Genomic DNA, 16,610 nt, shown 5'->3' with positions numbered 1-16,610 from the left:
CGGTCGGCGAGAATCTCAACGCTGTAGGCGGTGTGGAATTCGCCCGGTGTGCCGAATGCCAGCGCCGAACCGCCGCGGTCGGCGAGAATCTCAACGCTGTAGGCGGTGTGGAATTCGCCCGGTGTGCCGAATGCCAGCGCCGAACCGCCGCGGTCGGCGAGAATCTCAACCTCGACAAGACACAAGAAGCCCTGAAGGAATGGGGCCCCAGCGCCGAACCGCCGCGGTCGGCGAGAATCTCAACACCGGAACTCGCCCGATACGGATGCTCGTACCGTGGCCAGCGCCGAACCGCCGCGGTCGGCGAGAATCTCAACTCCCACTGCTCACGCGGGCGCCACCCGCCACGCTCCAGCCAGCGCCGAACCGCCGCGGTCGGCGAGAATCTCAACTGGGTTGGGGTGCTAGCTATCGTCACGCGAATCACCCAGCGCCGAACCGCCGCGGTCGGCGAGAATCTCAACGGCTTTCGCCTCGCGGCTGAGCCAGCTCGGCGGCCCCAGCGCCGAACCGCCGCGGTCGGCGAGAATCTCAACATCTCCGACGAGGGTGAGTCCATCCCCGACGGCCAGCCAGCGCCGAACCGCCGCGGTCGGCGAGAATCTCAACATCGCGCACCGCCTCGAGTGCGGCGGTGCGCACGGGCCCAGCGCCGAACCGCCGCGGTCGGCGAGAATCTCAACCGGTACTCGATGGAATGTCCCGGCGGCCAATATTGCCAGCGCCGAACCGCCGCGGTCGGCGAGAATCTCAACATCGAGGCGCGCGTGGGCGAGGACGAGCAGCGCGCCACTAGCGCCGAACCGCCGCGGTCGGCGAGAATCTCAACAATTCACCGATCCTGTACAGCCGATCCGATGCGGCCTAGCACTGGCCTAGCACCGAACCGCCATGGTTGGACTGAATCTCAACCGAATGAACTCGGGCCTTGGTAAGTCTCGGGTACGCGGGCAGCGCCGAGCGGCTACCGCTAATGAGAAGCCTGGGGAATTGCACGGTGCCCGAATTCCTCGGCATCTCTGATGACAGCGTCATCATTCAACCGGTGTCTGCAGGTTGATCGGGTGATGACGCCGTCATCACCCGATGTGGTACCTTCGAAGATCGAAAGGTACTCAAGTGTTGCGAAACGTCTGTGACCGGCACTGATAGGCGAGGTGCAGCCCGCCGATCTGTACCTTCCGGGAGGCCAGCCTCGGAGTTCGATTCCCCTAGGCTCCACTTCAAATGCCCTCTACCTGCTAAAATAGGTGGAGGGTATTTTGCGTTACCGAGAGTAACGGAATAAAACCCGCACTTTGCCCTTACTTTGGGTCCGCACTTTCCCCGGTGTACCTGTCCAGGGCCTCTCGAACGTCCGGCCCGTGGGTCTGTCGCTGTAGGTAATGCCGCTCTGTGGTCGACAGCTGCGCGTGCGACAACTGGGCCTGCGCCTGCGCGGGTCCGAGCTGGTCACGGATCAACGTCGCCACCGTGCGCCGCGAGGTGTAGGGGACCACCCATTTCAGATCCTCGGGCATCGCCGCGCGGAACGCTCGCCGTAGGTTGTGCAGGTCCACCCACCCGCCGACGCGATTGACGAACACCGGTCGCTCGGTGTCGGCCGGTTCGGTGAGCCCGTCCGGGAACGATTCGCCGAGTAGCCCGGTCAGTGCCTCGACGGCCAATCTCGGGAGAACGACCGTATGGTCCGGCGCGTCCCCCTTGCGGTAGTCCTGGCGGTGCAGCGGCATCCCCGCGCGTAGCGCAGCCAGTGCGTCTCGGAGGTGAACCCCAGCAGCGACTGGGCCACTGCCAGGCATATCAGCTCCGAATCGGTCAGCACCGGCGGCCGACCGGTCCAGCGCGAACCCGGCAGTTCGTCATCGATTTTCACGTACAGTGCCGTCAGGAGGGCGTTCAAGTCAGTCGTCACACACTGTCTTCGGCGCCCTCCGCCCATGTCCGGGCATCATCAGAACTTCGGACTTACTCGTCTAGGCGCCCAGTGCCAGGAGCGGGAAGACGGGAATGAACCAGACAGCGATGCTGAAGGGGAGGTCGGCGTCGAAGACGCTGGTCTCGGCCCACAGGACGCTCAGCAGGGCAGCCCAGTACAGGAGTCCGCTGCGGCGAAATCCAGCACAATCTGCGCTGGGTTTCGCCGGTGCGGACGATCGGGGATCGGTTGTCGCGCGGCGGCACGGTGGAATCGGCGTCCATCCAGTCGGGGCCGTTGAAGAAGACAAGGGTGTTCTTACCGGAATTCTGTGACGTGTCGGGGATCGCGCCCTGCGGGACCTTCTTGGCGTTGCGCGCGATGGAAACACATTCACTGACTATGCCTTCGGTATCGTCGTCGTGGCGGAGTCAGACCGCGGTATTGATGCTCATCACGTGGCAGGATGCCGCGATGCCTGGCGGGCCAAGGTGCTCGGCGACGAACCGCTTGATGCAGCTCGCGGCTCGCGTCCGGGTGTTGGTCGCGGCTAGGCTCTTGGGGATTCGTCTCTGGGAGGGGGGCTCATGTCAGCTCAGTCGGGTATGGCCGGACAAGACTTCGTGATCGTTCCAGACGCGGTGGCCGATGCCGGTGCCTACGTGCAGCAAGTCGCCGAGTCACTGATCAACGGCCTCAACTCACTCGACCATGAGATAACGAGCGTCCTCGACAACTGGACAGGGTCGGCGGCAGAGGCATTCGGTACTGGTTGGACCGAGACCATGGAGGGGGCCGCCGATGTCTTGGACGCCCTTGCCACGATGGCGGGGTTGCTCGGCGTCACGAGCAGAACTATTGCCCACCAAGATCTTTCCAACACGACTAACCTGAATTCACTCGACCTACCGACGCTGGAAATGTGATGGTCGAGAACTCCCGCGATTTCACCGTCGACCTCGACGAGTTGGACGGTCTGGTCAGCCGTGTCAACGGATTCATCGGCTTCCTCACCGAAAGTCTGGAAGGTATCAACCACCGAATCGCTGCTGTCCAACAGAACTGGCAGGGATTGGCGGCCACCGCCCAAGAGGAGGCCTATCGAGAATGGGCGGCCGGAGCAGCGGAGATTGTCGCGGGAATAACCGAGATGCACGCCGCCGCCGTCACAGCTCGGGATGCCTACGAGGCCGCGGCAGAGATGAATCTCAGAATGAGCGGTGGTTAGCTCGTGGTTTCGGTTTCCCCGCAGTCGTATAAGAGTGCGGCGCAGGTGTGTTACACACTGTCGGAAGAATTCCAAACCGTTTACAACCCCCTACAGACCGTGCTGTTGGAGACCAGCGGAATGGCCGGCGCGTACCAGGCCGACAAAGCCTGGTCGAAAGCCTACGACGAGCGCGCCGCCGCGATGACCCTGGTCGCGACCAACTTCGCGCGGGCCCTCCAGCATTTCGGTGATGTGTTGAGCGCAGCCGGGTACAACTGGGCGGCTGGGGAGTACAAGGCCAATCGGGACCCGAAAAAAGGCGATCCACCGACACCGCCCGCCGTGCCCTCAGAACTGCCATACGGGGCGAACTCGGTCATCGGCGTCGCCGCGTCCGGAACCAACAGCCGAGGACTCGAGTCGGAGATCCCTGACCTTTTCGACAAAGTCACCGCGAAGATCGCCGGTGGCGAGATCCCCGATGGCGACACGGTCAAGTTGGCTCGCACCGCGACCGCATGGAAAACCTTCGCCTCATCGACCCCCGCGTTCGGTGCTCAAACCCGGCTCAAAATGGCCGCCGACGGGCTGGAACGTGGTTACGGGTCCAACGTTCCACAAGACATCCCCTACCTGGCCGCACACCTTCGCACGCTCGCGACCAGCGCGGGCGAGATCGGAACTGGCCGCACGCGACATGGCCGCCGCGACCGACGCCCACAACGTCGCGTTGGCGGCGATGCGCTCCGAGATCAACACCCAGTTCGCGGCGGCGGTTGTAGGCGCCTCCGTCGTCATCGCGGCCGCGGTGGTGATGATCAAAAAGCCACAGACGGTCGGCGGGGTGGAAGCCGCTACCCTCGAAACCGCCGCCGTTGCTATCGCGCGCACTGTCGGAACGTTCTTTACCTCGCTCAACGGGATCACCTTCGCCTCGGCGGCGCTCGCGACGGGTGGACTCGCGACCATCGCTGGGCTGGCGATCCTGATTACCTCGATGGACGACCACAACGACGCGGCCGTCCCGACACTTGGCGGAAGTGACCCGATCACGAAGGAAATCGCGCGAAATATCGCCGATCACGCGAATGGGCGAGCTGAACAAGGCGACGGAACACATTACGTCCCGGGAGTTGCAGCCGGCGACCTCGCCGAGTATGTGCGTAAAGTTCTCGATGGCGAAATCGAAACCGAGCAACGCCACGATCTGCGCGGTGGCCGTGTTGCATACTGGGATCCGGCGAGGGGCGCGCTGGTGATCGAGAACGGTAATGGTGGAACAGTATTCACACCGCCTGAAGGTCGCGAGAAATTTGAAGACCTGGACTGAGAAGGAACGGAGAAGAATGAATACTGATACACCAGATCGTAAAATAATCCTTAATGGTGCCGATTTTTGCGCGCTGCGGCAGCTGACGCTGGAAATTCCAAGCTTTCGCGGGGACGCAATGAATCAGCTCGGTTGGACCGACGAAATCGATACCTTCTTACGGAAACTGGTCCGCTCCGCACCCAGAAATATCGACCCGGAGTCGCGAGTAAAGGTTGTCCTGACGGACGATCTCTACATCGATGCTCCACCTGATCGACCAGGGCCAACGTCGGCACTCGCAGCCAACGAAGAACTCGTGCGATACGCGCCGCGTGCGGCTGCTGCGGTCTGGCCGCAGCTGCTAGCAGTGACCTGGGACCGGTTGGGTGCCCTCGAAGCGTTCTATCGCACCGGCTACCGCGAGCCGGAGATCGTCGCAGCCCTGGCCTCGCTGACCGCCGCCGTGAGCAGTGCCCTCGGGACACCCGAATAGCCGTTATCTTCTTCACAATCCTTGAACGAAGGCACAGGCTTCGGCCGCCAGCAGTCCGGCAGCCGACCAGAATCACCGGCTGGCAGGTCGGGCGCGGGGTCGGTGGGATCGTGGTGGCGGTCGACTGGTCGAGCGGCCGGGCGGCTTCGTTACAGACCAGCGTGTGTGCGCTCGATCCACTCGCCGCCGAAGAACCGACATATCCGCTGGTGCAGGGCGGCTAGGGAACCACGCCGCCATGTGAAGTGTGGTCACCAGCCGATCCGGGGCCGCCCGGTGCCCTGGACGCCACTGTTGCGAAGCCATCACGATGTTGGAGCGGGCGACGTCGATTCTTCGGAAGTCACCGTGCAGCGTCGGGGGACCGTGTTAGCGCGATACAGGCCCGAACATGCCGATGGATATTCGGGAGTGAGACCTCCCCGGTGTGTCTAGTGCGCGGATGGCCGTCTTGTGGTCTGCGGTGGAATCGGACGTCGGCGATCTCGCGGTCGTCCTGATCTGAGATGGGTTCGTTCGGACGTGCTGCTGGTTCCTCTGGCCCGATCAGGCGTGGCGGCGGCGCGGCCGGTGACGTTGATAGCAGCGGCGATGTCAGCGGATGTCAGGAACCAGGTTCGACCCGCTTTGTGTCCTGGTAGGTCCCCGGTTCGGAGTTGCTGCATGTACCTGACCCGTTCCCAATAGTTGTGCTCCCCGCGCCTGCGGGGATGAGCCCTCGATGATCCGGCCGATGCCGGATTGCGCAAACATCGCTTCCTGTCATGGCGTTGCTGGTCCCAGCCATGCGCGTAGGTCGATGACCGCGGTGCAGTAGTCATCGGCGGCGTCGATGACTGGTTGGTTGGTGAGGTCGCCGGTTCGGGCTAGTGGCGCGAGTGCTTGTGCCAGGTAGGCGTAGCCGGTGAATGGTCGGCCGTCCGGGTAGGTCATCGGTAGTTCGGTGCCGTAGACGGTGCCGGAACTGGTCATGCGGAGGTAGATGCGGCAGGTTTCAGGGGTGGTGAACAGGAATCCGGCGAAGGTGAAATCTTCCTCGAACCATGGGAATCCGCCGCCGTGCACCAGGATTCCGAGCAGTCGGAAGATGTTCTGGTCCCAGGCGGTGTATTCGTTGCTGTTGTCGAAGCCGAGTTCGTTCGCGTCGATGATGATGTTGCCGTGTCTGTCAAAAACCCGGCCAGCGTGGTCGCGTGCCAGTTCCGTCAAGTTCGGCGCGACGGTGAATCGGGCGTGGTCGACGGCTGCTGCGACGTTGAACTCGGTTGCCTGCGGTAGCAATTCGTACTGGACCCCGATGCCCGGAGTCCCGTTTCCGGCGGCCAGGACTATCCGCGCGTGTGTGGGGTCTGCACGCACGACGCCTCGTACGCGCGGTGCGGTCGGTGAATGTGGGCCGACAGGGGCGAGTACGAGTGGAACAGTGGAGTTCAGCAGGAGCCCGAACTTCGCGTCCGCGGCCTCGATGGTCATCTATTCGCTCCTTCGTGTCGGCTGATTGCTGTCGATCTCGACGTTGGTGGCCCCGCACCTTTGGGGGAATAGGATTTCGGCTGCGGCCAAGGCCACGGTGATGGCTCACTCCGTGGCAGCGGCGGTCGAAAGCTTCCACCGGCCAGGCATGGTCGAGGCGTCGAGAGCGCGGTCGGCGATGCCTATTCCTCGGTCAACGGGCCGTGTATGTCGAGGTGGAAGTAGGTGTAGACGGTCACGATCAGGCAGACGGCGGTGGCGGTGATGAGCATGGCCCATCCCGCGACCACGAGGCTGAGCAGGCCGCCGAGGAGTGCGCCGAGCGCGAACGCGGCGTACAGCAGGAAGTAGCCGAGCCAGTCGGCGTAGGTGCCGCCGCTGATGTGGCGCTCGATGCCCTGACCCATTTTGACGAGAGTCCCGGTGACGTAGCTGAGGGGCACGGAGACCTCGCCGTCCTTGACGAACGAGGTATTGAGGACGCCGACGCCGAATGCCACGAACAGGATCGGGACGAATTCGATCCGGGTGGACGAGGTGATTTCGTACATCGCAAGGTCGATGAGTGAAGCCGTGGCCAGGCAGGCGGTGGTGAGCAGGGTCGGTCCGTGCGGATGTCTCGACCAGAGATATCTGCGGCACAGCGAGGAGACGACGACGCCGGACAGGAATGCGACGAGCAGCAGGGCGGCGGCGACCGCGACATCGCTCTCGTCGCGAAAATAGCCGAGGACCGCGCGTTCGGTATTGCCCGTCATGAAGGTGACGAAGTATCCGGCGGTATGGGTGAATGCCGAGGCGCCGATGAGTCCGGCGAGCGCGGCGAGCACCCAGGACAATCGCGCGTCGGCATCGTAGAGCTCTTTTCTGCGGACCTCGTCCGGCTGGTTCACAGTTCAGACTCCTCCCGGGGCGGTTGACGTACCAAGTGAACCGCCCCGGCCGTGGAATTAGCCGGGGGAACGCCGAAGGATGTCTCGGTATTTGCCGAAAGACTCCCTTCGCCCCGAATGGAATTCGAGCGGCGTGCAATGCGCCCACGTACGCGGGTTACCGTGTGCTGTGGATTCTGTTTTCGACTACGTGCTGACCGCGCCGCTCGACGAAACACCCATCGGGAGCGTCGCGGACGCTTGGTCGAGGCATCGGGCAGTGGCGCAGGGGTTCGGTACGCCGATGGATGCGGCGATAGCGGGCGGATTCGGCGCCGACCGGCTCGGGTACGCCTTCCTTTCGGGCTATCAGGAGGCGATCTGGGCACTGATACCGGGGCTGGCCGCCGAGGGGCTGGCCGCCGAGGATATGGTCGCGGTGTCCGCGACCGAGACCGGGGGCGCGCATCCTGCGGCGATCAGAACCACGCTGGTCCAGACCGGCGGGGTGTGGACGGTGCGCGGCACCAAGACGTTCACCACTCTGGGTGCGATGGCTCGGCGGCTGCTGGTGATCACGAGCACCGGTACGGATGCGGACGGTCGCAACAGTCTGCGTGCCGTACTGGTACCGGTCGACCAGTCGGGGGTTACCGTCACCGATCTGCCGCCGATCGCGTTCGCGCCCGAAATCCGGCATGCCACCGTCACCTTCGCGGACGCGCTCGGTGAACCGCTGCCGGGGGACGGGTACGCGGATTTCCTCAAACCGTTCCGCACGATCGAGGACGCGCACGTGCTGGCGGCGGCGCTCGGCTGGCTCGTGCGAATCGGCAGGCGCGCGGGATGGCCGCGGTCGACGCAGCAGCGATTGCTCGCCGCGCTGGCATCGCTACGTGGACTCGACATGTCGCGGCCGACCTCACCGGGGGTGCATATCGCGCTGGGGGGTCTGCTCGAACAGGTCGATCGGTTGATCGCTGAGCTGGACTGGCTGTGGCGGCTGGTCGATCCGGTGGACAGCGAGCGGTGGGATCGGGATCGTCCGCTGCTGTCGACGGCCGGACGGGTGCGGGCGTTGCGGTTGGCGACGGCCTGGCGCGCGGTGGGGGAGCCGATCGACCCCGAGTGAGTCGATTCGAACTGTCCCGGAAAATGGGGAGCGGGCCTCGGCGAAGGGGGGGAGTTAGCCGAGGCCCGCGTAAGGTCGGCCCGGGGGGGAGGGGCCGACGTGAACGATCCTACGCGATGATTCGCGATTGTGTGTGCGTGGGGATCACCACTTCCGAAGTTTTTCGGGTGCGGGTTTTCCGGTCGATTACCCGGGTATGGGGGTCGCGCGCGACGCATCCACTCGGAAGCGGCTACATGTTTGCCAAAAATGTTGCGTTGCATTGATTTACGTTCATCACACGGGTCTCACCGGGGGCGTGTGGCGATCACCGCGGACCTGCCGAACGGTCGCTGGGCGGGCGGTTTCGGACCGATCGGCGTCGGGGAATCAGCAGATTGTGTCGGATCTTCCGCGTGTCGCGCGACGCTGGCATGTCGGGCGGACGCGCGTTCGGTCGAATCTGTCGTACCCCGGTGCCATCATGTGCGCGTGCTCACGGCAACAGTTCGCGCAGCCCCTCCTTATCGACTCCACTCACCATGGCCCGGCGGGGGAGAGTACCGGTCGTGCCCGAACAGGGCAGTCGGCTACCGGCGACCGGGGCACGACCCACGCCGCGTGATCGACCCGGCCGTATCCAGAATCGGTAAACCCGAGCACGGCCTGATCCGGGATGCGGCCTTTCGCCTTTCGGTGACTCGCGCAGGCCCGATACCAGCGCCGAAAAAACCGGGTGAAATTATCCGATTCTCGGACAATACTGACCCGGGTATCGGCCGGACGTCCGATCCAGCGCCACAGCTTCGACGTCCGTACGTCGGACGTCGATCGAACATCGTCATCGAGAAAATCCGAACGTCAGGAGAATCATGCCCGACGCAATAGTCGCCGAGGGTCTCGTCAAACGCTACGGTCAATTGGTCGCCCTCGATGGACTCGATCTCTCGGTGCCGGAAGGCACTGTCACCGCGTTGCTCGGCCCCAACGGCGCGGGTAAGACCACTACTGTCCGGGTGCTGACCACCCTGCTCATCCCCGACGCGGGCCGTGCGACCGTGGCTGGCATCGATGTCCTCGGCAACCCGCAGGCTCTCCGTTCCCGGATCGGGGCGTCGGGTCAGTACGCCGCCGTCGACGAATACCTCACCGGATTCGAGAATCTGGAAATGGTGGGTCGGCTGTACCACATGGGGGTGCAGCGCAGTAAGGAACGCGCCCGCGAACTGCTCGATCGGTTCCGGCTCAGCGATGCCGCGGATCGGCCGGTCAAGGGTTACTCCGGCGGTATGCGCCGCAGGCTCGACCTGGCCGGTGCGCTGGTGGCGAATCCGCCCGTGCTCTTCCTCGATGAGCCGACGACGGGGCTCGACCCGAGGGCCAGACTCGATCTCTGGGATGTCATCGAGGAATTGGTCGCTGGCGGCACGACGTTGCTGCTCACCACGCAATATATGGACGAAGCCGATCGACTGGCCGACGCCATCGCGGTCATCGATCATGGCAAGGTGATCGCCCGCGGCACCGCGGACGAGCTGAAAACCCTGGTCGGTGGCGACCGCATCGAACTCACGGTCGACCACGTCGACAATCTCGGCATCGCCGAGCAGGCGCTGAAAGGCTTGGCGGACGGCGAAATCCAAGTGGAGCCCGGTCTGCGGCGGATTACGGTACCGGTCAGCAACGGCTCACAGGCCCTGGTCGACGCGATCGGGTTGCTCGCGACCAACGACGTCAAGATCCACGATGTCGCGCTGCGCCGCCCGTCTCTCGATGACGTCTTTCTCACCCTCACCGGACACGAGGCCGACGAGAGCATCAGCCACGCGAGCGTTGACTCGATCGATGGTTCCGGTGGCGGTCGCGGCGCCGACCTGCTGGACAAGACGGAAGGAAAGGTGAGATGACCGCAGCCACCGGGGATATCGCGCGGATGAGTGTGGGTGAACGCCTGGCCATCGTGGTCAACGACAGCAGGACCATCGCCAAGCGCAATGTCATCAAGATCAAGCGCGTCCCCGATGTGCTGATCTTCTCGACATTGTCGCCGATCATGTTCGTGCTGCTGTTCGCCTATGTCTTCGGCACCGCGATCCAGGTGCCGGGGATGGAAGGCGGCTATCGGGAATTTCTCATCGCCGGCATTTTCGCCCAGACCGTGGTGTTCGGTGCCACCTTCACCGGCGCCGGGCTGGCCGAGGATATGCAGAAGGGCATCATCGACCGGTTCCGGTCGTTGCCGATGGCGCCGTCGGCGGTACTGGTCGGCCGCACCATCAGCGACGTCGTCATCAACGTGGTCAGTCTGATCGTTATGTCGCTGACCGGTCTACTGGTCGGGTGGCGCATCAGGGGGTCGTTCCTGGACGCGGTGTTCGCCTACGTATTGCTGCTGCTGTTCGCCTATGCGGTGTCCTGGATCATGGCCGTCGTCGGTCTGCTGGTCCGCGCGCCGGAGGTTTTCAACAATGCCAGCTTCATGGTGATCTTCCCGCTCACCTTTCTGGCCAACACATTCGTGCCGCTGGAGAATCTGCCGACGTTCCTGAAGGTCTTCGCCGAATGGAATCCGGTCTCGGCGGTCACTCAGGCCACCCGTGAACTGTTCGGCAACACCAGTCCGGCCGTGCCGACGTCGGACGCGTGGCCCATGCGGCACCCGGAGATCACCACGCTGGCATGGGTGGTGATCATCCTGGTGGTTTTCGTCCCGCTCTCGTTGCGTCAGTACAAGCGGACCGTCAGTCGCTGAGACGGCTCGACCGGTCGGCGCGCAGGCGCGTCAGCGACCGTTCTCGGCGCCGGCTCCCGCCAAGGGGGTCGGCGCCGCGCCGTTTCGGGAGTACCCGATGCGCGGCGGGGCCGCGGCGGGCTCGGGCGGCTGCGGCCGCTTGCTGCGCACCAGCCAGGCCGCGCCACCGGCCAGTGCGACGAGGACCGCGGCAATCAGAGAACGTGTGGGTACGCGCATGCGCCTCGAGGTCATTCGACCACTGTGGCACAACCGGATGAACCATGCTTCGGGTGCCGGTCATCTGGCCGTACCCGAAGGTCGCCCGGAGGTACCGGGGAGGCCGCTGACCAGGTGCGAGTCGTATCCGCCGAAGGGGGCGCGCCCTGCGGGGGCGGTGCGATCACCGATCGTCGACCGCATACGCGGTGTCCCGGCTACCCGGAGCGCCGGTCTGTCGCCGATCCGTGACTAGCATGGCGGGGTGACCTCACCGATTCAGACCGCCGGTGCGACGCTGCACACCAACTACGGCGACATCAAGATCGCCCTCTTCGGCAACCACGCCCCGAAGACGGTGCGGAACTTCCTCGGCCTCGCCGACGGTTCGGCTTCGTACACCACCCTGAACGCGAGTGGGGGCAGCACCGGGCCGTTCTACGACGGCGCTACCTTCCATCGGGTGATGGCGGGTTTCATGATCCAGGGTGGCGATCCCACCGGAACCGGTCGTGGCGGACCCGGCTACGAATTCGGTGATGAATTCCATCCGGACCTGCGCTTCGACCGCGCCTACCTGCTCGCCATGGCGAATGCCTCGCGGCCGAAGACCAACGGTTCGCAGTTCTTCATCACCGTCAGCGCGCAGCCGCACCTGAATCGCAAGCACACCATCTTCGGCGAGGTCATTGATCCCGATTCGCGAAAGGTCGTCGACGCGATCGCGGCCACGCCGACGGATAGGAACGACCGACCCAAGGAGCCGGTGATCATCTCCGCGATCACGATCGAATAATCAGATGAATCCTCAGCCGCCCGCCCAGACGTGCGTCCGTCACCCCGATCGCGCCACCGGGCTGGCGTGCACACGTTGCGGGCGGCCTTCCTGTCCGGAATGCCTGCGCCCGGCCGCCGTCGGCCAGCACTGTGTCGACTGTCTACGGCAGGATCAGCGCGCTATGCCTGCGATGCGCACCGTCGCGGGCGCGACGGTGGCGCGCTCACCGATTCCGTACGTGACCTATGTGCTGGTCGCGGCCAATATCGTGATCTTCGCGATCACCGCCGTGCAGTCGAAGAGCCTGGTCGACAACTACTACCGGTCCCCGCTGTTCGCGCGCTGGGTGCTGGTTCCGGATCTGGTGGCCGATGGTCAGTGGGTACGGGTCCTGGGGGCCGGCTTCCTGCACTGGGGTCCGATCCACCTCGCGTTGAATATGTTCGCGCTGTGGGTGGTGGGTCGAAGCCTCGAACCGGCGCTCGGGCGGCTGCGATATCTTGCGGTCTACCTGGTCGCGTTGCTCGGAGGTTCGGCCGCGAGCATGATCTTCCAGGATTCCAACGCTGCCGCCGCGGGCGCGTCGGGTGCGGTGTACGGACTGTTCGGTGCGATCACCGTGCTGTTGATCCGGGTACGGCAGAATCCGAATCAGATGCTGATCCTGATCGGTATCAACATCTTCATCAGCTTCTCGTTGCCGGGTATCTCGCTGTCCGGACATCTCGGTGGTCTGTTGGCGGGCACCCTGGCCACGCTCGGTGTGCTCTTCGTCCCGGAATGGTTGCGCGTCGGCTCGCAGGAGGCGGCGCGCAGTATCGGATGGGCGTCGATCGCGGCGGTCGGGTTCGTGGATCTCCTGGCGATCGGCATCGCCGCCGCGGCACTGGCCTAGCGGGGCGCCCTCACCCGGCGGTAAAGAGTGACGTTTCACGTGAAGCATTGCCGCCGGACGGTGGCTACGACGATGGCGGGGCGGCGAGTCCGTTGGCGAGGAGGGCGTCGAAGACGTCCTCGGGATGGGTGCCCAGGTCCCAGCGACCGAAAATCAACAGATGTTCGGCGCCGTCGTGTTCGCGTACATCGATTTCGAGCATCGGCATCTTGCGCCCGAGCCGCCGGTAACCGACCATCCGTACCCGAACGATCTGGCTCGGTGCGTACTCGGTGGGGCCGATCAGGTTGCGTACCACCAGCCGGGGGTTCGATCCGGGCACGACGGCCAAGCGCGGACGCTGCCGGAACCCGAGTACGGCGAGCCCGAAGAGGCCGAGCGCGGCGAGCGCGATGAGAAGTCTGCCCGCGTTGTCGTTGCTGAGGACCGCGGCGCCCGCGAGTATCACGGCGCCCACTGATACCGCGTAGAGCGCGGAAGTGGGCGTGGTCCAGGCGAGACGCGCCTGTGGCGATTCAGGGCTCACGTATCACTTTCCCCATCGATCCTCGAGTTGTCCACAGGGTCATCCACAGGTGTGAATGAATGACACGTCTGTAATCAGGCGTTCGACTCCCGGCCGACTCAGCGCCACCGCATGGTCATGATCAGGCCGATCACCATGAGACCGAAGCCGATCAGGAAGTTCCAGGCGTTCAGATCGTTCATCCAGCTGATTTGCTCGGCGGCCAAGTAGTACACCAGCAGCCACACCAGCCCGGCCAGCATGAACCCGAGCATGATCGCCACATACCAGACCGGAGACGGCCCGGCCTTGACTTTCACCGGGATCCGGCTCGCGGGGTTGATCGTATAGTCGGCCTTCTTACGGACCTTCGACTTAGGCATGACGTCCTCGTGTTCGGCGTGCAGGTCGGTACCGGCGGGGCGGATTCGGTTGAATTATGTATCGAACGCGCTCGCCGCGGTGCCCGATCCGGTGGCAGCCGGGAGCGGTCCGGGACGGGGCTCGGATGCCCTCCGGTGTGGTTCCAGGCTATCTCGAGTGGTAATGCCTGCGACGCCCCGAGGGGTAGCCACGTAATCTCGAACCATGCGTGTACTGGTCGTCGACAACTACGACAGCTTCGTGTTCAACCTGGTGCAGTATCTCGGCCAGTTGGGGGTCGAGGCTGTGGTCTGGCGTAACGACGACCCGCAGTTGGCGGATCTGGACGCGGTCGTGACCGATTTCGACGGCGTGCTGATCAGTCCCGGCCCCGGCTCCCCGGACCGAGCGGGGGTGAGCATCGAACTGGTGCACGCCTGTGCCAGGCGAGCGACCCCGCTGCTTGGCGTCTGCCTGGGACATCAGGCGATCGGCGAGGCGTTCGGCGCCACCGTCACCAGGGCGCCGGAACTGCTGCACGGCAAAACCAGTTCGGTCTTCCATACCGGCGCGGGAGTCCTGGCCGGGCTGCCCGATCCGTTCACCGCCACCAGGTATCACTCGCTCACGGTGCTGGAGAACACCATTCCGGCGGAGATCGAGGTGATCGGACGCACCGAATCCGGCATCGTGATGGCGATGCGTCATCGCACCTTGCCGATCCACGGTGTGCAATTCCATCCGGAGTCGGTACTCACCCAGGGCGGGCATCGCATGCTGGCGAATTGGCTCGAGGTCTGCGGTGAGCGTCCGGCCGAGGGCTTGATCGACCTGCTCGAGGCAGAGGTCGCGGCGCTGGTGTTGCAGTGAGGGCGGTGGCATTCGGGACGGTGGCATTCTGGGCGGTGGCATTCTGGGCGGTGGCATCCGAGACAGTGGCGGAAGGCTTCGGAGTTTTCAGAGTTTTCGGAGTCTTCGGGGCCGCCCGATGACGCGTCCGCACGTGCTTCTCTCGGTGGCGGTGAGTCTGGACGGCTATATCGATGACGCGAGTGACGAACGTCTGCGCCTGTCCGACGACGCGGATTTCGATCGTGTCGACGAAGTCAGGGCCGAATCGGACGCGATCCTCATCGGAGCGCAAACCCTGCGTCGCGACAATCCTCGGCTGCTGGTGCACAGCGCCGAGCGCAGGGCCGTCCGCGTCACCGCGGGGAAACCGGAATATCCGCTGAAGGTCACGGTCACCGCGAGCGGCGAGGTAGACGCGGGCCTGAGGTTCTGGCATCACGGCGGCGACAAGCTCGTCTACGCCACCGACGCGGGCGCGGCGCGAATCGGGGATCGCCTCGCCGGACTCGCCGAGGTGGCGGCGCTTGGCCGGGAGATCGACTTCGGTGTGCTCCTCGATGATCTGGGAGCACGCGGTATCGACAGACTGATGGTCGAGGGCGGCACCGGTATGCACACGGCATTTCTCGCCGCGGATCTCGTCGACGAACTGCACGTGGCTGTCGCGCCGATCCTGATCGGGGATGCGGGGGCGCCGCGATTCGTCGGTCCCGCCGAGTATCCGGGCGGGGCCGCGCGCAGGCTGGGGCTGGTCGACGTCGCCAGGGTCGGGGATATGGCGTTGCTGCGCTACGCCCCGCGAGCGTCGGCGAACGGATGACCCGATGACTTTCTACGACCCGGCACGACTCGCACGCGGATCGGTGAGCCCCTCGGCGGATCGGTCGAATCGTTCTCCGGCGTCCGGAGGCGCCGACCAGTCTGATCAGGAAGCAGCGACCGACCGCCGCTTCATGTCCGAGGCGATCGAATGGGCGCGCAGATGCCCACCGAGTGAGACGGCGTTCTCGGTGGGCGCGGTGATCGTCACCGACGGCGCGGTGCTGTCCACCGGGTACTCGCGGGAGACCGACGCGAAAGTACACGCGGAGGAATCCGCGCTGAACAAACTGGACGTCAACGATCCGCGACTGGCCGCGGCGACGATCTACAGCACACTCGAGCCCTGTTCACAGCGAGCCACCGCGACCCGCCCGCCGTGCACCGACCGAATCATCGCGGCCGGGATCTCCAGAGTCGTCATCGCCTGGCGCGAACCGTCGACCTTCGTCACGAACTGCGTCGGCGTGGAGAAGTTGCGACAGCACGGCATCACGGTGGTGGAACTGGCCGACCTGGCCGAGGAGGCCAGGTCGGTGAATCAGCACCTCGAATTGTAGTCAGGGCCTGCCGTAGATCGCGGTGACGAATTCGCTGAGTTGGTGGTCGTCGAGGTGACGGGCCAGATCGGCCTCGCTGATCATGCCGACCAGGCGCTTGTCCTCGATGACCGGCATCCGTTTGACGCGATGGCTTTCCATCTCATCGAGAACCTCGTCGATGTCGGCGTCGGCATCGACCCACCGAGGCGTCGATTCACACAGTTGCGCGGCAAGGGTTCCGGCCGGGTCGCAATTGCGGGCAAGGCATTTCACCACGATGTCGCGGTCGGTGATGATGCCGCACATCCGCTGGTGCTCGTCGGCGACGACCAACGATCCGACGCCGAGTTCGGCCATCACACGCGCGGCCCGCTCGACGGTGTCGTCCTTGGAGATCCACTGGGCGCCCGGCTTCATGATGTCCCTGGCAGTGGTCATAGAGCTACCTCCTCGTTCAGCAGTGCTGGGTGGGTGGAGCACGCCCCATTCTTCCGCTGCGCAGACCGATAGGTCTGTG

18 protein-coding genes, 1 pseudogene and 1 CRISPR repeat array are annotated in these 16,610 nt (G+C 64.6%); of the genes and pseudogenes, 12 read left to right on the top strand and 7 right to left on the bottom strand.

The window, feature by feature from the left end:
• Positions 1-58: 58 nt before the first annotated feature.
• A CRISPR array of direct repeats spans positions 59-912; the repeat unit is 37 nt; unit sequence CCAGCGCCGAACCGCCGCGGTCGGCGAGAATCTCAAC.
• Positions 913-1,304: 392 nt separating this feature from the next.
• Positions 1,305-1,739 (bottom strand): annotated as a pseudogene (locus tag ABZS43_RS11375) (site-specific integrase); the annotation flags it as partial.
• Between the two features lie 766 nt (positions 1,740-2,505).
• On the opposite strand from ABZS43_RS11375, the gene ABZS43_RS11370 reads away from it, so the two are divergent.
• The 4 genes from ABZS43_RS11370 (at position 2,506) to ABZS43_RS11355 (ending at position 4,933) form a co-directional block, all read left to right on the top strand.
• Complete coding sequence (locus ABZS43_RS11370; protein ID WP_355035726.1) at positions 2,506-2,844, top strand: WXG100 family type VII secretion target; 339 nt, start codon at positions 2,506-2,508, stop codon at positions 2,842-2,844.
• Positions 2,844-3,146 carry a WXG100 family type VII secretion target gene (locus ABZS43_RS11365; RefSeq protein WP_355035725.1) on the top strand — a complete coding sequence of 101 codons (303 nt, stop codon included), beginning with the start codon at positions 2,844-2,846 and terminating at the stop codon, positions 3,144-3,146. The genes ABZS43_RS11370 and ABZS43_RS11365 overlap by 1 nt, the downstream gene beginning before the upstream one ends.
• Before the next feature lie 679 nt (positions 3,147-3,825).
• Positions 3,826-4,458, top strand: coding sequence for a hypothetical protein (locus tag ABZS43_RS11360; protein WP_355035724.1), 633 nt, complete (start codon positions 3,826-3,828; stop codon positions 4,456-4,458).
• Between the two features lie 16 nt (positions 4,459-4,474).
• Positions 4,475-4,933: a hypothetical protein gene (locus ABZS43_RS11355; protein WP_355035723.1), complete on the top strand. Its 459-nt coding sequence runs from the start codon at positions 4,475-4,477 to the stop codon at positions 4,931-4,933.
• A 762-nt stretch (positions 4,934-5,695) separates the two neighbouring features.
• On the opposite strand, the gene ABZS43_RS11350 is transcribed toward ABZS43_RS11355, so the two are convergent.
• Positions 5,696-6,406 carry a hypothetical protein gene (locus ABZS43_RS11350; RefSeq protein ID WP_355035722.1) on the bottom strand — a complete coding sequence of 237 codons (711 nt, stop codon included), beginning with the start codon at positions 6,404-6,406 and terminating at the stop codon, positions 5,696-5,698.
• A 182-nt stretch (positions 6,407-6,588) separates the two neighbouring features.
• Positions 6,589-7,299, bottom strand: coding sequence for a YoaK family protein (locus ABZS43_RS11345; protein ID WP_355035721.1), 711 nt, complete (start codon positions 7,297-7,299; stop codon positions 6,589-6,591).
• Positions 7,300-7,468: 169 nt separating this feature from the next.
• On the opposite strand from ABZS43_RS11345, the gene ABZS43_RS11340 reads away from it, so the two are divergent.
• From ABZS43_RS11340 to ABZS43_RS11330, 3 genes are all read left to right on the top strand, one after another.
• Positions 7,469-8,410 (top strand): acyl-CoA dehydrogenase family protein, encoded by a 942-nt coding sequence (locus ABZS43_RS11340; protein WP_355035720.1) that lies wholly within the window; start codon positions 7,469-7,471, stop codon positions 8,408-8,410.
• Positions 8,411-9,261: 851 nt separating this feature from the next.
• Positions 9,262-10,296: an ATP-binding cassette domain-containing protein gene (locus tag ABZS43_RS11335; RefSeq protein ID WP_355035719.1), complete on the top strand. Its 1,035-nt coding sequence runs from the start codon at positions 9,262-9,264 to the stop codon at positions 10,294-10,296.
• A gap of 26 nt (positions 10,297-10,322) precedes the next feature.
• The gene (locus tag ABZS43_RS11330; RefSeq protein ID WP_355035754.1) at positions 10,323-11,141 is read left to right on the top strand and encodes an ABC transporter permease; all 819 of its coding nucleotides are present in this window, start codon (positions 10,323-10,325) and stop codon (positions 11,139-11,141) included.
• A 30-nt stretch (positions 11,142-11,171) separates the two neighbouring features.
• On the opposite strand, the gene ABZS43_RS11325 is transcribed toward ABZS43_RS11330, so the two are convergent.
• Complete coding sequence (locus ABZS43_RS11325; RefSeq protein ID WP_355035718.1) at positions 11,172-11,375, bottom strand: hypothetical protein; 204 nt, start codon at positions 11,373-11,375, stop codon at positions 11,172-11,174.
• A 229-nt stretch (positions 11,376-11,604) separates the two neighbouring features.
• Here ABZS43_RS11325 and ABZS43_RS11320 point away from each other — a divergent pair, with 229 nt between their 5' ends.
• Both ABZS43_RS11320 and ABZS43_RS11315 read left to right on the top strand, forming a co-directional pair.
• Entirely contained in the window at positions 11,605-12,135 is a 531-nt protein-coding gene (locus ABZS43_RS11320; protein WP_355035717.1) for a peptidylprolyl isomerase, read from the top strand.
• 163 nt (positions 12,136-12,298) lie between these two features.
• Positions 12,299-13,012, top strand: a complete 714-nt coding sequence (locus ABZS43_RS11315) for a rhomboid family intramembrane serine protease (RefSeq protein WP_355035716.1) — start codon at positions 12,299-12,301, stop codon at positions 13,010-13,012.
• Between the two features lie 64 nt (positions 13,013-13,076).
• On the opposite strand, the gene ABZS43_RS11310 is transcribed toward ABZS43_RS11315, so the two are convergent.
• Entirely contained in the window at positions 13,077-13,538 is a 462-nt protein-coding gene (locus ABZS43_RS11310; protein WP_355035715.1) for a PH domain-containing protein, read from the bottom strand.
• Between the two features lie 98 nt (positions 13,539-13,636).
• Positions 13,637-13,900: a cell division protein CrgA gene (crgA, locus tag ABZS43_RS11305; protein ID WP_355035714.1), complete on the bottom strand. Its 264-nt coding sequence runs from the start codon at positions 13,898-13,900 to the stop codon at positions 13,637-13,639.
• 205 nt (positions 13,901-14,105) lie between these two features.
• Between crgA and ABZS43_RS11300 the strand changes: the two genes are divergently transcribed.
• From ABZS43_RS11300 to ABZS43_RS11290, 3 genes are all read left to right on the top strand, one after another.
• Entirely contained in the window at positions 14,106-14,750 is a 645-nt protein-coding gene (locus ABZS43_RS11300) for an aminodeoxychorismate/anthranilate synthase component II (protein ID WP_355035713.1), read from the top strand.
• A gap of 118 nt (positions 14,751-14,868) precedes the next feature.
• Positions 14,869-15,552 (top strand): RibD family protein, encoded by a 684-nt coding sequence (locus tag ABZS43_RS11295; RefSeq protein ID WP_355035712.1) that lies wholly within the window; start codon positions 14,869-14,871, stop codon positions 15,550-15,552.
• Between the two features lie 4 nt (positions 15,553-15,556).
• On the top strand, positions 15,557-16,111 hold the full coding sequence (locus tag ABZS43_RS11290) for a deaminase (RefSeq protein WP_355035711.1): 555 nt from the start codon (positions 15,557-15,559) through the stop codon (positions 16,109-16,111).
• Here ABZS43_RS11290 and ABZS43_RS11285 read toward each other — a convergent pair whose 3' ends face one another.
• Positions 16,112-16,531, bottom strand: coding sequence for a CBS domain-containing protein (locus tag ABZS43_RS11285; RefSeq protein ID WP_355035710.1), 420 nt, complete (start codon positions 16,529-16,531; stop codon positions 16,112-16,114). It lies immediately after the preceding gene.
• Positions 16,532-16,610 lie beyond the last annotated feature (79 nt).

Source organism: Nocardia sp. NPDC005366 (assembly GCF_040606855.1).
In the GTDB taxonomy this organism is placed as follows: Bacteria; Actinomycetota; Actinomycetes; order Mycobacteriales; family Mycobacteriaceae; genus Nocardia.
Note: the sequence above shows the minus strand (reverse complement) of the source record. Positions and strands in the feature narration are given on the sequence as shown.